This is a genomic window from Devosia lucknowensis, assembly GCF_900177655.1.
Taxonomy (GTDB): domain Bacteria; phylum Pseudomonadota; class Alphaproteobacteria; order Rhizobiales; family Devosiaceae; genus Devosia; species Devosia lucknowensis.
This window is the reverse complement of record NZ_FXWK01000002.1, coordinates 238,831-252,638: the sequence shown is the minus strand read 5'-3', so window position 1 is coordinate 252,638 and position 13,808 is coordinate 238,831. Positions and strand designations below refer to the sequence as shown.

Genomic DNA, 13,808 nt, shown 5'->3' with positions numbered 1-13,808 from the left:
GCTTGGGGCTCGGTCCGCTGATCGGTGCTAGCGGTTGCGAGGGTCGAGGACGTCGCGAAGGGCGTCGCCGATGAGGTTGAGGGCGAGGACGCTGATGGTCAGCATCAGCCCGGGGAAAATGATGAGCCAGGGCGCCTGGCCGATGAAGCGTGTGCCCTGCGAAAGCATGGTGCCCAGCGATGGGTTGGGCGGCGGGGTGCCGACACCGAGGAAGCTCAGAGCCGCTTCCGTCATGATGGCGATGCCGAACGCCAGCGAGCCCAGCACGAGCATGGTCGGCATCAGGTTGGGCACGCCATGCGTGAGCATGATGCGCAGCGGCGAAGCGCCGATCACCCGCGACGCGGCAATGAAATCGTGGCCGCGGATTTTCATGGTTTCGGAGCGCACGACGCGAACGAAGCGCGGGATCTGGGCGAGCGTCACCGCGATGATCACGTTGCGCACGCTCGGTCCCAGCATGGCGGCAATGAACAGCGACAGCACCAGCGACGGCAGCGTGTCGAGGGCTTCGACGATGCGCTGGATGATCATGTCGACCCAGCCACCGAAATAGCCGGAGATCATGCCGATCAGGCCACCGATGATCATGGTGATCACCACGACCATCAGGCCGACCAGCAGCGAAATCTGCGTGCCGTAGAGCACGCGGGAGAAGACGTCCCGGCCGATATCATCGGTGCCGAACCAATGGGTCAGCGATGGTGGCTGAAGAATGGCGCGCCGGTTCTGCACCAGCGGGTCGAACTGCGCGACGAACGGCGCCAGGATCGCCAGGGCCAGGACCACGGTCAGGATGATGAGCGCGGTGCAGCCGATAGGGTCTTTTACCAACGCCTTGAAGATGGCGAGCGTCCGGCTGGTCCGACGTTCCGGCGCGGTCTCCCGGACCTGGATGAGCGAGCTCATGAGCGGGCCTCCCGGATGCGCGGATCCACGAGCCCATAGGAGAGGTCCACCAGCAGGTTGACGACGATGGTGATCAGTCCGTAGGTCAGCACGGCAGCCTGGATCACCGTGTAGTCGCGATTGGCGACGGCTTCGAACAGGAGGTTGCCCAGTCCCGGGACATTGAAGATGCGCTCGATGATCACGGTCCCGGACAGCAGGTTGCCAAACTGGGTGCCCAGCAGCGTGATGACCGGGATCAGCGCATTCTTGAGCGCGTGACCGAGATACAGTCCCGACGACGACACCCCGCGGGCCCGTGCCGCCCTGATGAAGTCGGCACCGGTCACTTCCAGCATTGCCGACCGCGTCAGTCGCGACAGCGCCGCCGCAACGCCGAGCGACAAGGCAAGCGCCGGGAAGATGACCTGCTGGAAATTGGCCCAGGGGTCGGTCGCAAAGCTGCGATAGGGGAGGGGGATATAGTAGCCAATCAGCGCCAGCCCGGTCAGGGTCAGGAGCCCGAGCCACAATTGCGGGATGGCAAGGAATACTGTCGACATCATGCGCAGCACCATGTCGCCGGCGGTGCCACGCCACAGCGCTGCCAGAACGCCGGCGCCGATGCCGACAAGGGCGCCCATGGCGATGGCGATGATCGATAATTGCAAGGTGGGCAACAGCGCAGTGCCGACCTGCGCGGCCACCGGGCGGCCGGTCCACAGCGACAGTCCGAGATCACCCCTGACCATGCCCCCGGCCCAGACCAGGAACTGCTCGTGCATGGGTTTGTCCAGCCCCATTGCTGCGCGCTTTTCCGCAAGCAGTTCCGGCGTCACCGCGCCGGCCTCTGCCAGCTGCTGATTGACGATGTCGCCGGGGATGAGACGGACGGTGACGAACACCATCAGCGCCACCGCCACCAGCACCAGCACCCCCAGAACAGCGCGGCGGATTGCGAAAACGATCATGGCTCAGGGCTTCCGCTGCCAACGCGAGGTCGCTGCTGCGTCCTCGACAGGCTGGCCTGCCTTTTCCCAGGCGCCGAAACCGCCATCGAGATGCCAGACGTTCTCGTAGCCCATGTCCATCAGCGCTAGCGCTGCGAGGACGGACCGGCCACCCCCTGCGCAATAGACCACATACCGACCGCTCTCGACGAAATAATCCCGGTGATAGTTCATCTGGGGATCGGCCCAGAATTCCAGCATGCCGCGAGGAACGTGATGGGAGTTCGGGATGGCGCCCTTGTCGATGCGTTCCTGAAGTTCGCGGATGTCGATGACGGTGAGTGCGTCGCCACTTTTCAGACGCCCGGCCAGTTCGGCGGCGCTGAGCGTCGGTACCTGCGGACGCAGACTGTCCACCCAGGCCATGGTGCCGCGAATAGCCATTACTTCTTCCCTCCGGTGGCGACGGTCTTTACGGCAAGCGCCGGCGGCGTCAGCGCCCGGCGCAGGCCGTCCAGGGGATCGACTTCGCGCACCATGTGCACTTTGGCATCCCAGGTGCCGAGATGGTCGGACATGCAATCGCAGGCCGCCTCGAGGCGCCCGGACGCCAGAGCCTCCACCACCGCGACATGCTCCTCATAGGACATGCGGGCATCGCCCGGCGTCTGGTGGCGCATGGTGAAAAGGGTTGTCAGGACGGTGAAGTCGCGGAGCTTTTCGGCCAGGAGCCGATTGCCCAGGCATTCGGCCAGGCAAACGTGAAAATTGCCAAGAAGGTAGCTGCGGCGTCCGACATGGCCCTCTGCGAGGGCCGCCTTCTGGTCTGCCAGGTGCGCCCGCAGGCGAAGAACGAGGTGTTCTTCCATCGGTCGTCCTTTCTGCGCGAAGTGCCGCAGGAGACCGACTTCGATGATCTGGCGGGCGTCGTAGAGTTCGCGCGCCGTCTCGGCATCCACTTTGGTCAGGAACCAGCCACGACGGGGACTGACGCTCACGATCCCGCGTGCCGACAGATCGAGCATTGCCTCGCGCACGATGGTGCGGCTGCAGTTGAACAGGGTGGCGAGCTCGGATTCACCGAGCCTCGAGTCTGGCGTCAACTGCTGGCTCAGGATCGCTTCGACGATCTTGCTGCTGATACTCGCGGCGACTGTCAAAACATCCCTCCATGTCTTGTATGCAACATTAATATACAAGACGACCTTCTCCGCAAGAGCTCACTGCCCGCTATTCAAAGCATGGTCAGAAGCGCGATTTGCAGCAAGAAACGGGATGCCAATTCAATGCCTTATGGCGAACGCAAGCACCCTTGCCGGGCGTCTGCGAGCCAAGAATTTTCATAATGCGCAAATTTTTTTCGAACGAGCGCTCGTTATCGAGCGGCAATCGCAGCGTGGACGAAGCCGTTCACATGCCCGGCGTATTGGCTCACCGAAATGCCTGCCTTGCGATACTTCGCGCGCTTCACATACCAGTCCTGAAGCAGCGGCTTGATGATTGCCGCCGTCAGTTGGACGTCATCGATGGCGAAGGCACCCGTTCCGACGCCACGACGAAGCACGTCGGCAAACATCGCCTCGGTAGCTGCCTCGCTGGCAATGGCCATGCGTTTGGCCGGTTCAGGGAAGGCCTTGGCCTCCATGAAGACGAAGACGAACCAGGGCTGCATGATCTCGGTGAGCTGGATATGCGTTTCGACCAGCCAGTTCAGATGCTGCACGGGGTCGTCGGCCACGCCCTCGGGCGCGCCGCTGAGCACGTCTTGCGCCGAGCTTGAGACGGCGTCGAGGATCATCAGCAGCAAGGTCTCCTTGTTGTCGAAATAGGAGTACATCCCGCCCATGCTGAGGCCCGCAGTGCTGGCCAGTTCGCGCAGCGACATGGCGTGAAAGCCTTGCCGGTTGGATAGTTTGAGCGTCGCCTGGATGATGCGCGACAGGTTGGCGACGGCCAGATGCTGCTTCTGAACGGAGACCGAGCCGCGGTGACGCTGCAGGATGCGTTCGCAGATGGCCTCGCTCGAATAGTCCTGCTGCAATTGTTTCTGCGTCAAAATCAGCCCATCCCTTGCCCCGAAACGACATGCGCAAAAGGGTCGGGCAAGTCAATGTTCAACAGCGCGGTGGTGCGCAACCGTGGCTTGGCGTGGGTGCGCCGGGGCAGAATTCGTTAGAAGCCGGCATGATCTGGGTGATCATTGATCACTTCGAGTGCCCGCTCGGCAAACCGCTTCGCGAGCGGCCCCACCGCTTCGGCATTGGCGGCGGCTGCATTGCCGCTGCGCACCCTGTCCGCAATGCCGACAAAAATCACCGAGAAGCGGAAGAGAGCGAACGCGACATGAAACGGCAGCAGCGGCGCGTCCGAGCCGACCTGCGCATGATAATGAGCACAGAATTCTGCCTGCGTCGGGATACCCAGGTCGCCATCCAGACCCATTATGCCGCCATACTCGTCCGGCGTCGTGTGCCAGGGCATGCAGCAGAAGCCGAGATCTGCATAGGGGTGCCCCAGCGTCGACAACTCCCAGTCGAGAATACCGACCACCCGAGGTTCGGTGGGGTGGAACAGCATATTCCCTAGACGGAAATCACCATGGGCAATGGTGACCTTGCCGTCGTCCGGCGGCATCAGCGAGGGCAGGCGCGCCACCAGTTCGTCCAGCGCCGAAATGCGGCTGCCGGTGGACTCGTCATACTGCTTGCTCCACCGGGCGATCTGGCGCTCGAAGTAATTGCCCGGACGTCCGTAATCCCCCAGTCCGATCGCTTCGGGCTCGATGCGGTGGAGTTTGGCCAAGGCTTCGGCCATGCCGAAGTAGATCGCGCGTCGCTGCTCCCCGGACATGCCGGGCAAGGCGCAATTCTCGAAGACCCGGCCTTCCAGTCGCTCCATCAGGTAGAACGGCGTGTCGAGCACATCGGCGTCGGCGTGATAAAGGATCGCCCCGGGCACCGGAACGTCGGTATCGGCAAGGGCCTTGAGAACACGAAACTCCCGGTCGATCGCGTGGGCGCCGCGCAGCAGCGGCCCCTGTGGCTGTTTGCGCAACACCATGCGCCGGTCGCCGTAGTCGACAAAGAATGTGGGGTTCGATTGTCCGCCCGAAATCTTCTCGCACCGTGGCGCCTCCGTGGCGCCGAATGTCGCGGCGAGAAATTCGTGCAGTGCCTTGAGCTCAACTTCAGTCATGCGGTCCCTCCCTTGCCTGCTGCGCTTGGCTAGTTCGCAGCACCCTCGAGCCAGCTCCAGAACTGGCGGCCTTCATCGACCAGGTAGCGGTTCAGCACCATCTTGTGGACCTCGTCGGCGCCATCGACGAGGCGCGCTTGCCGGGCATAGCGATAGATCCACTCGAGCACGGTATCGCCGGAATACCCGCGCGCACCGTTGATCTGTATGGCCCGGTCTGCCGCATCGTGCAGGACATTGGCGACCTGTATCTTGGCCATGGACACTTCCTTGCGCGCATATCCGCCGCGCTCCAGCTCCCAGGCAGCCTTCATCACCAAAAGGCGTCCGACCTCGATGCGCATGGCCAGGTCACCCATCATCAACTGGATGCTCTCGCGGTCGGCGAGCCGCATGCCGAACCCATGGCGTTCGAGCGCATAGGCTTGGGCGATCTCGAGGCAGCGCTTGGATAGTCCCAGCCAGCGCATGCAATGTGTGAGGCGGGCAACGCCAAGGCGCGCCTGGGTAACCTTCAGTCCCCGCCCTTCGCCCACCAGCAGATCATTCTCGGACACTTCCAGTCCGTCGAACGCGATCTCGCAATGCCCGCCATGCTCCTCGGGCCCCATGATCTCTATCCGGCGAACGATCTCCCAGCCGGGCTGGTCCTTGTGAAACATGAAGGCCGAGAGGCCGTGACGGGGATCATCCGAGGTGCGGGCAATGACGGTGAAATGGCTTGCCTCTGCGGCACCGGTAATGAACCATTTGCGGCCGGTAATGACGTATCTGTCGCCGCGCTTTTCCGCGCGAGTCTGGATCATGGATGGATCTGATCCGCCACCGGGGGCAGGCTCGGTCATTGCAAAGGCCGAGCGCACCGTGCCTTCGGCGATGGGTCTGAGCCACCGGTCCTTCTGCGCCGGCGTGCCCAGATTTTCCAGCATCATCATGTTGCCGTCGTCCGGCGCGGCCGAATTGAAGACGACCGGCCCGAAAATCGAGCGGTTCATTTCCTCGTAGCATACCGCCATGCCCACGCGGCCGAGCCCGGCGCCACCGTTCTCCGGCTGCAACTGCAGGCACCAAAGACCCTCGGTGCGAGCCTTGGCGCGCAATGTTCCCAGTAGATCGAGCGTGATGTTGCCGTGCGCGTCGTACGACGCCTTGTCGTCTTCAAGCGGCAGGATTTCGCGCTCCACGAAATCGGCAATGCGGCGCCGATAGTCTTCGATGCGAGGCGAAATCTGGAAATCCATAAGCTGGTCCTTAAAGGGAAGAAACGAGGTGTCCGCCATCGACGGCAAGGGCCGCCCCGGTGATGTAGCGTCCGGCATCCGAGCAGAGCAGCAAAAGCGCGCCATCAAGATCGTCTGGTTGCCCTAGCCGCCGCTGCGGAATGCGGCGGATCAGGGCCTGCCCGTCCTCGGTGGCGAAGAAATCTCGGTTGAGGTCGGTCTCGATATAGCCGGGGCAAAGGGCGTTCACGCGGATCGAGTGTCGAGCCCATTCGACGGCCAGCGCTTTGGTCATCTGAATGCTTGCCGCCTTCGAGGCCGCGTAGACGCTGAGATTGCCCGCGACGCGCAATCCGAGGATCGATGCGATATTGACGATTGCACCTGGCCTGCCGCTGTCCCGCATCTGACGCGCGACAGCCTGCGCTACCAGAAAGCTGCCCTTGAGATTGGTGTCGATGACGTCGTCCCAATCGGTTTCGCCGACATCCATCGCCCGCTTGGCGATGCTGATGCCGGCATTGTTGATGAGGATGTCGATGCTTCGGCCGCTCGTCGCCGTCATGACCGATTGCGCATCCGATACGTCAAGGACAACGGGCTCGGCAGAGCCTCCTTTGGCTGTGATGGCCGCACAGGCGACATCCAGGGCGTCGGCGCGGCGCGCCGCCAGAAGCACCTTGGCGCCGTGGTCAGCCAGCAGTTCTGCGAAGTGCAGGCCGAGCCCGCTGGAGGCGCCGGTAACCAGCGCCGTCTTGCCCGCAATGTCATCGAACATTGTTGTTTTCACCAATTTTCCGAACGAGCGCTCGAATTTATAATGTGCCCTGTCACCCTTGACAAGTGAGCACGTTGTTAACGAAATCGTCCCATTCGTGAAGGAATTTCGCGTTGGAGAAGCCGATGTCCCCCATTCCGTTCGCCACCGACCTTTCGCTCAAACCCGAAGTCGCTGCGTTCTTTGACGCCCCGACCAACACGATTTCCTACGTCGTGAAGGATCCGGGCGGTGCGTCCTGCGCCGTCGTCGACCCGGTCATGGACATAGACTACGCAGCAGGTCGCATCAGTTATGACGGGGCCGACCGCATCATCGACTTCATCGAGAACCGTCGGCTTACGCTCGAATGGCTGATCGAGACACATGTTCACGCCGATCACCTTTCAGCCAGTCCCTATATTCAGGGGAAGCTCGGCGGACGGCTCGGAATCGGCGAGAATATCACGCTCGTGCAGAACACCTTCGGCAAGGTCTTCAACGAGGGCACCGAGTTCCAGCGCGATGGAAGCCAGTTCGACCGCCTGTTCGTCGATGGAGACAGCTACTGCATCGGCGGCATGACGGTGTATGTCATGCACACGCCCGGCCACACCCCTGCCTGCATGACCCATGTGGTCGGCAACGCGGCGTTCGTAGGGGATACCCTGTTCATGCCCGATGGAGGCTCCGCCCGGGCAGATTTTCCCGGCGGCGACGCGCGCACCCTGTATCGCTCGATACAACGGGTCCTGAGCTTGCCGCGCGAGATGCGCCTGTTCATGTGTCATGACTACGGACCGAACGGCCGCGACATTCAATGGCAAACGACCGTCGCGGACGAGATCGACCACAACATCCATGTCGGACAAGGTCGGAGCGAGGACGAGTTCGTGGCGATGCGAGAGGCGCGCGACGCCACTCTAGCCATGCCCCGGCTGATTATCCCGTCGCTGCAGATCAACATGCGCGGCGGCAATCTGCCACCCGAAGACGACGATGGCCGGGTTTTCCTCAAGGTTCCGCTCAGCGGGCTCTGAGGCTGTGTGACAGTCATGACCCTCAAATCCATCCTGCCGATCCTCGACTGGGGCAGTCGCTATGATCGGTACGCGCTGACGCGAGATATCGTCGCCGCTGTTGTCGTCACGGTCATGCTCATACCGCAGTCGCTCGCCTATGCGTTGCTGGCCGGCTTGCCGCCCGAGATCGGTCTCTACGCATCGATCCTGCCGCTGGTGGCATACGCCGTTTTCGGCACCTCATCCGCGCTGGCTGTCGGGCCAGTGGCCGTGGTTTCCCTGATGAGTGCCGCCGCGATCGGATCCATCGTTGCCCAGGGCAGTGCCGACTATGTCAGTGCATCGGTCATGCTCGCTCTGATGTCCGGCGTCATCCTCTTGGCGATGGGGCTGTTCCGACTGGGTTTCATCGCCAACTTCCTGTCCCACCCGGTCATTTCGGGCTTCATCACCGCATCCGCCATCATCATCGCGACGAGTCAGTTGGGCGGCCTGCTTGGTATCGAGGCGGCCGGTCACACCATGCCGCAGCTGCTGATGTCGTTGGCGAATAACATCGCAACGGTGAACTGGCATACCGCCGCCGTTGGTGGCGCTTCGCTGGCATTGCTCGTGTGGATGAGGTTTGGCCTCAAGAACCTTCTGCTGCGTTTCGGACTTTCCGCCAGCGCTGCAGCGATTGCCACCCGTGTCGGCCCCATTCTGGTGATTGTTCTCGCGATGGCATGGTCGGTCGCGCTTGGCCTCGGCAGCCAAGGGGTGGCGCTGGTCGCGCATGTCCCGCAGGGGCTTCCGGTCCCCTCGCTGCCCTCTCTGGACCTCGACATCCTGCGCCAGCTCTTTGTCCCCGCCCTGATCATTTCCGTAGTTGGCTTCGTCGAGTCGGTTTCCGTAGCCCAGACGCTTGCTGCCAAGCGGCGCGAGCGCATTGTGCCCAATCAGGAACTGATCGCTCTCGGAGCGTCCAACATCGCGTCGGCGATCGGCGGAGGCTACTCGGTCACGGGCGGCTTTGCCCGGTCGGTTGTGAATTTCGACGCCGGCGCGGCCACGCCCGCAGCGGGGGCCTTCACAGCTGTCGGCATTGCCTTGGCTACGCTCTTCCTGGCGCCGTTTCTGGCCGTCCTGCCCAAGGCGACACTGGCCGCGACCATTCTGGTCGCCGTCATGACACTGGTGGATTTTTCCAGTCTCAAGCGCACCTGGGTCTACTCCCGCGCCGATTTCGCTGCGGTGGTGGTCAGCCTCGCGGGGACGCTCCTGCTTGGCGTCGAGATCGGCATCGTGCTCGGTGTAGCAACATCCACCCTCGTCTTTCTCTACCGTTCCTCGGTGCCGCATGCGGCTATCGTTGGACAGGTGCCGGGCACCGAGCATTATCGCAACATCAAGCGCCACCAGGTCGAGACGGTGCCGGGCATCGTCTCGATCCGTGTGGACGAAAGTCTCTACTTCGCCAATGCGCGCTATCTCGAAGACCTGATTGTAAACCAGGTCATGAGCAGCCCCGGCATCACCGACGTGGTGCTGATGTGCTCCGCGGTCAACGCCATCGACATGTCGGCTCTGGAAAGTCTCGAAGCCATCGCCCAGCGTCTCCACGACATGGGCGTATGTCTGCATGTCTCCGAGGTGAAGGGACCGGTCATGGACAAGCTGCAGCGGACCAGTCTTCCAAGGCATCTCGATGGGATCCATCTCAGCCAGCATCAGGCAATGTGCACCATCATGGCCGGGCGGCAATCAGGCTGACGCGAACCTCCAGACGCCATCATCGTCCTCGTGGCGCTGGAGCTCGCCCCGATGCCAGAGGTGGTTGGCGAGGCTCAGGGCCATGCCGGGCACCAGATATCCGAAGTGCCGCATGGCCTGCTGCGTGAAGACAAGCGGCGCCATTTCCGTGCAACTCATCGCGCCATCGAGGCGTGCCTTCAGCCGATCGAGCCGTCTCTGGTGTCCCTTGCGCAAGGCCAGAGCATGCGCGGGCAGACTGCGAAACGCAGAACCGTGGCCGGGAAGGACAAGCATCGTATCGGGCAGGTCGGCGAGCCGACCGAGGAAATCGAAATATGCGGAGAGGAGATCGGCCTCGGGTTCGTCGAGACCAACCGTGATGTGGGGTCCGGTTCCACCCAGAATCTGGTCGCCGGCCACCATAAGTTGCCCGTCTTCGGAGATGAGGCAGGCGCCCTTCGACGAATGGCCACCACCTGTCAGTACGCGCCAAGCCCTGCCGGCAATCGTCACGGTCATGCCATCGTCGAGCGGCTGGTAGTCGCGCGGAAACGAGGCGAGCACAGAATAATCCGGTGGTGCGGTTGAGCGTGCCTCTGCCGGCGCAACGCCCTGCCGGATCAGGAAAGAGGTCAGGTCTGTCTGACGCTGCTCGGTGCTCGCCTCGCTCGCGGCCACCACCTTGCGATGTTCCGCTTCGGTCATGAGCAGCGGGACGCCGTGGCGCGCCACAAGGCGCGGGATTTGCCCCGAGTGATCGCGGTGCATGTGCGTGCAAAGGATTGCCTCGACCGCCCCGACCACGTCCGCTTGTTCGGCCTGGTCCCAGCGCGCTGATGCTTCGGCTCCGGGAACGCCGCCATCCACGATCAATGTCGCGCCGCTGCCAATGATCCAGCCGTTGACCGAGCCTGCCTTGCCCATAGGGCAAACCAATCGCCTGACATTGGGCGCAACGTTTTCGATGAATTCGGGAAGCACCGCGGCCTCAGGCACCCTTGCGCAGGACGCCGAAAATCCGGTCCAGCGCCTCGTCCAGCACGGGGCGCGGCGTCGCGAGGTTCAACCGGAACGCACCGGCGCCACCGAGGCCGCAATCCTCGCCGCCCGTTACCGCAACCTTTGCTTCTTCTCGCAGCATCGGAGCCAGGTCGCGCCTGTTGGTCAGCTGGCTTACATCGATCCAGGCCAGATAGGTCGCCTCCGGGATCCGGTGCAGCGCGCCCGGCAGATCGCGTTCAAGACGCTGCGCCAGGTGTTGCCGGTTTCCGTCGAGGTAGGACGTAACCTCGCCCAGCCATTCATCGCCATCCAGATAGGCTGCGATGCTGGCGCGGGCACCGACATTCGACGCGCCACGCGTGACATGGTGTCCGAGACTCGTGAATTTCTCAGCATCCGCCGCATTGGAAAAGACCATCTGCGCGCAGGCGAGGCCCGGTATATTCCAGGCCTTCGACGCCGAGATTGCGGTGATGGCATGCGCTGCGGTGTCTGCGTTCAGCGATGCGTAGGGCAGATGCGCTCCACCGTAGTTGAGGGGCGCATGAATTTCATCCGCGAACACGCGGGCGCCGGTGCGGGTGGCGATGGCGGCTACGCGCTCGAGCTCGGCACGGGTGTAGAGCCGACCGAGGGGATTGTGCGGCGAACACAGTACGAGCAACCCGCCGCGCTCCGAAAGCGCCGCCTCTATACCGGCGTCATCGAGCCGCCACACCCCGTCTTCATCGCGCAGGCATGGAACCTGGATCACCTCGATGCGCTGCAGCGCCGGCAGCGACATGAACGGCGGGTAGGCGGGCGTCGGCAGCACGATCGGCTGGTCCGGTTTCCGCCAGTAGGTAAAAGCCAACTCGTAGGCCCGCAGCACGTCTCCCAGAAGACCGACATGTTCGGGTTCCACCGACCATCCGAAACGCCGCTTGAGGAACGATGCGCTGGCGTCGCCGAGATCGAGGGCAAGCCCATTCGGCATATAGCCGGTTTCAAGCGTATCCGCCGTTGCGCGGATTGCCTGAGCGATTGGCGGGGCAATGCCGAAATCCATTTCCGCGACCCAGGCGCCGATCGTGCCCGGGAACCTGGTCCACTTGATGCTGCCGCGCGCCTCCAGGTCGTGTGTGGTCAGGGCGTCCCATTGCTCGGCAAGTGCGCTCACATCGTCCTCATTCAGTCTGTTCGGGCGACAGCCCCAGCTTGGGAAAGTGCGCCGATGTTGTGCTCAAGGTTGACCCTGATATATTTATCAAGTCAACCCAGTCTAAAGTTGTGACAGTCTCGAGCTTGGGAGGTGGTGAAATGTCGAACGCGGCTTCGATCCGTCAGGCGCTGGAGAACGCCATTCTCAATGGCGATCACCCTCCGGGGTCAAAACTCGACCTCGACAAGCTGGCACAGCAGTTCGAATGTTCACGCACACCGATCCGCGACGTCCTGCATCAACTCGAGGCCTCGGGCCTCGTGCGCGTCGCCCCCAAGCGCGGCACATTCGTTACCCTCTGGACTTTCGAGCAGATCACCGAGCGGTTCGAGGTGATGGCGGAAATCGAGGCTGCATGTGCGCGCCTCGCCGCGCGCCGCATCTCCGATGTGGAACTGAATGACCTGTCCGCAGCTCAGGAAGCGTGCCGGCAGGCGGCCGCAGCCGGCGACCCCGAGGCCTATTACCTCGTCAACACCGACTTCCACCGCTGCCTGTACAACGCGACGCACAACAGCTTTCTCGTCGCCGAAGCGACGCGCCTCAACACGATGCTGCAGCCCTATCGTCGCCTGCAGTTGCGCAGCCGCCGTCGCCTCGCCACTTCGCTGGCGGAGCATCAGGAAATCCTCGATGCGATCCGAGCAGGCGATGCCGAAAGCGCCGCCCGCGCTACGCATGCCCACATCGTCGTGCAGGGCGACCGCTTCCACGATCTGGTTGCGGCCATGGCTGCCGAAGCGAATTCCAAAAGGGCATAGCTCGAGCGCAGGGGCGGCCTCATCGGCGGGCCCTGCCAGCCATTTGCAGTTTTCCTGCGGAACGATCTGCGGCCTTTCCCGTTGACAGTGCTCGCCCCGATCCGTCGATCGGGTGTGTTCCCCAAATCAGAGGAAGCTTCATGCGCCTTGTCACAACTGTTCTGGGCGCGTTTGCTGCGCTGGCCCTTATGTCCACCGCAGCGTCTGCGCAGGTGGTGGTCTCCTCCAAGATCGACACCGAGGGCGGCGTGCTCGGGAACATCATCAAGCAGGTCCTAGAGGACAATGACATCGCCGTGGAAGACCGTATCCAGCTCGGTGCCACCCCGATCATGCGCGAAGCGATCCTGGCGGGCGAGATCGATATCTATCCCGAATACACGGGCAATGGCGCCTTCTTCTTCGATCGCGCCGAAGAGCCGATCTGGAACGACGCCGCAGAGGCCTATGCCGAGGTCGCCAAGCTCGACTTCGAGACCAACAAGATCGTCTGGCTGACCGCGTCCCCGGCCAACAATACCTGGGCGGTTGCCCTGCGCAGCGACGTCGCTGAAGCCAACGGCCTGTCGACTTTCACCCAGTTCGGCGAATGGGTCGCTGGCGGCGGTGAAGTCAAGCTCGCAGCGTCCTCGGAATTCGTCAATTCGCCTGCGGCCCTGCCCAAGTTCCAGGACGTCTACGGCTTCACGCTGACGCCTGAACAGCTCGTGGTCCTGTCCGGCGGCGACACGGCAGCCACGATCGCCGCGGCCGCGCAGCAGACCAATGGCGTCAATGCCGCAATGGTCTATGGCACCGATGGCGGGATCTCCGCGTCGGGCCTGGTGGTGCTTGAGGACGATCAGGGCGTCCAGCCGGTCTACCAGCCCGCGCCGATCATCCGCGAAGAGGTGCTGACCGAGTACCCGCAGATCGAGGAATTGCTCAAGCCGGTGTTCGAGGCCCTCTCGCTCGAAGTGCTCCAGGATCTCAACGGTCGCGTACAGCTTGGGGGCGAGCCCGCTGCTGCGGTCGCCACTGACTTCCTGACACAGAATGGTTTCCTCGGCGGCTAAGCCTTCGATCCCACAATGCGCAA

At 62.9% G+C, this 13,808-nt stretch carries 14 protein-coding genes; 4 read left to right on the top strand and 10 right to left on the bottom strand.

Translation table 11 applies throughout. The features are described 5' to 3' along the window. Positions 1-27 precede the first annotated feature (27 nt). The 8 genes from CCK88_RS13590 to CCK88_RS13555 form a co-directional block, all read right to left on the bottom strand. Positions 28-909, bottom strand: a complete 882-nt coding sequence (locus CCK88_RS13590; RefSeq protein ID WP_086471140.1) for an ABC transporter permease — start codon at positions 907-909, stop codon at positions 28-30. Beyond that, positions 906-1,859, bottom strand: a complete 954-nt coding sequence (locus CCK88_RS13585) for an ABC transporter permease (protein WP_086471139.1) — start codon at positions 1,857-1,859, stop codon at positions 906-908. The genes CCK88_RS13590 and CCK88_RS13585 overlap by 4 nt, the downstream gene beginning before the upstream one ends. 3 nt (positions 1,860-1,862) lie before the next feature. Beyond that, the gene (locus CCK88_RS13580) at positions 1,863-2,282 is read right to left on the bottom strand and encodes a rhodanese-like domain-containing protein (RefSeq protein ID WP_244557537.1); all 420 of its coding nucleotides are present in this window, start codon (positions 2,280-2,282) and stop codon (positions 1,863-1,865) included. Further along, the gene (locus tag CCK88_RS13575) at positions 2,282-2,998 is read right to left on the bottom strand and encodes a GntR family transcriptional regulator (RefSeq protein ID WP_244557536.1); all 717 of its coding nucleotides are present in this window, start codon (positions 2,996-2,998) and stop codon (positions 2,282-2,284) included. Before CCK88_RS13575 ends, CCK88_RS13580 begins: the two co-directional genes overlap by 1 nt. Before the next feature lie 215 nt (positions 2,999-3,213). Next, positions 3,214-3,894 carry a TetR/AcrR family transcriptional regulator gene (locus CCK88_RS13570; RefSeq protein WP_244557535.1) on the bottom strand — a complete coding sequence of 227 codons (681 nt, stop codon included), beginning with the start codon at positions 3,892-3,894 and terminating at the stop codon, positions 3,214-3,216. A 116-nt stretch (positions 3,895-4,010) separates the two neighbouring features. Further along, a complete protein-coding gene (locus CCK88_RS13565) occupies positions 4,011-5,033 on the bottom strand; it encodes a phosphotransferase family protein (RefSeq protein WP_086471137.1) in 1,023 nt (340 codons plus the stop codon). A gap of 29 nt (positions 5,034-5,062) precedes the next feature. Beyond that, complete coding sequence (locus tag CCK88_RS13560) at positions 5,063-6,274, bottom strand: acyl-CoA dehydrogenase family protein (RefSeq protein WP_086471136.1); 1,212 nt, start codon at positions 6,272-6,274, stop codon at positions 5,063-5,065. A 10-nt stretch (positions 6,275-6,284) separates the two neighbouring features. After that, positions 6,285-7,031 (bottom strand): SDR family NAD(P)-dependent oxidoreductase, encoded by a 747-nt coding sequence (locus CCK88_RS13555; RefSeq protein ID WP_086471135.1) that lies wholly within the window; start codon positions 7,029-7,031, stop codon positions 6,285-6,287. 125 nt (positions 7,032-7,156) lie between these two features. Here CCK88_RS13555 and CCK88_RS13550 point away from each other — a divergent pair, with 125 nt between their 5' ends. Both CCK88_RS13550 and CCK88_RS13545 read left to right on the top strand, forming a co-directional pair. Continuing rightward, complete coding sequence (locus CCK88_RS13550) at positions 7,157-8,050, top strand: MBL fold metallo-hydrolase (protein WP_086471134.1); 894 nt, start codon at positions 7,157-7,159, stop codon at positions 8,048-8,050. Positions 8,051-8,065: 15 nt separating this feature from the next. Further along, the gene (locus CCK88_RS13545; RefSeq protein ID WP_086471133.1) at positions 8,066-9,784 is read left to right on the top strand and encodes a SulP family inorganic anion transporter; all 1,719 of its coding nucleotides are present in this window, start codon (positions 8,066-8,068) and stop codon (positions 9,782-9,784) included. Here CCK88_RS13545 and CCK88_RS13540 read toward each other — a convergent pair. Continuing rightward, the gene (locus CCK88_RS13540) at positions 9,776-10,690 is read right to left on the bottom strand and encodes an MBL fold metallo-hydrolase (RefSeq protein ID WP_170926491.1); all 915 of its coding nucleotides are present in this window, start codon (positions 10,688-10,690) and stop codon (positions 9,776-9,778) included. The two genes, CCK88_RS13545 and CCK88_RS13540, sit on opposite strands and share 9 nt — an antisense overlap. 64 nt (positions 10,691-10,754) lie before the next feature. Continuing rightward, positions 10,755-11,927: a MalY/PatB family protein gene (locus CCK88_RS13535; protein WP_086471131.1), complete on the bottom strand. Its 1,173-nt coding sequence runs from the start codon at positions 11,925-11,927 to the stop codon at positions 10,755-10,757. 140 nt (positions 11,928-12,067) lie between these two features. Here CCK88_RS13535 and CCK88_RS13530 point away from each other — a divergent pair, with 140 nt between their 5' ends. Beyond that, positions 12,068-12,730 carry a GntR family transcriptional regulator gene (locus CCK88_RS13530; RefSeq protein WP_086471130.1) on the top strand — a complete coding sequence of 221 codons (663 nt, stop codon included), beginning with the start codon at positions 12,068-12,070 and terminating at the stop codon, positions 12,728-12,730. Positions 12,731-12,870: 140 nt separating this feature from the next. After that, complete coding sequence (osmF, locus tag CCK88_RS13525; RefSeq protein WP_086471129.1) at positions 12,871-13,785, top strand: glycine betaine ABC transporter substrate-binding protein OsmF; 915 nt, start codon at positions 12,871-12,873, stop codon at positions 13,783-13,785. Positions 13,786-13,808: the final 23 nt, after the last annotated feature.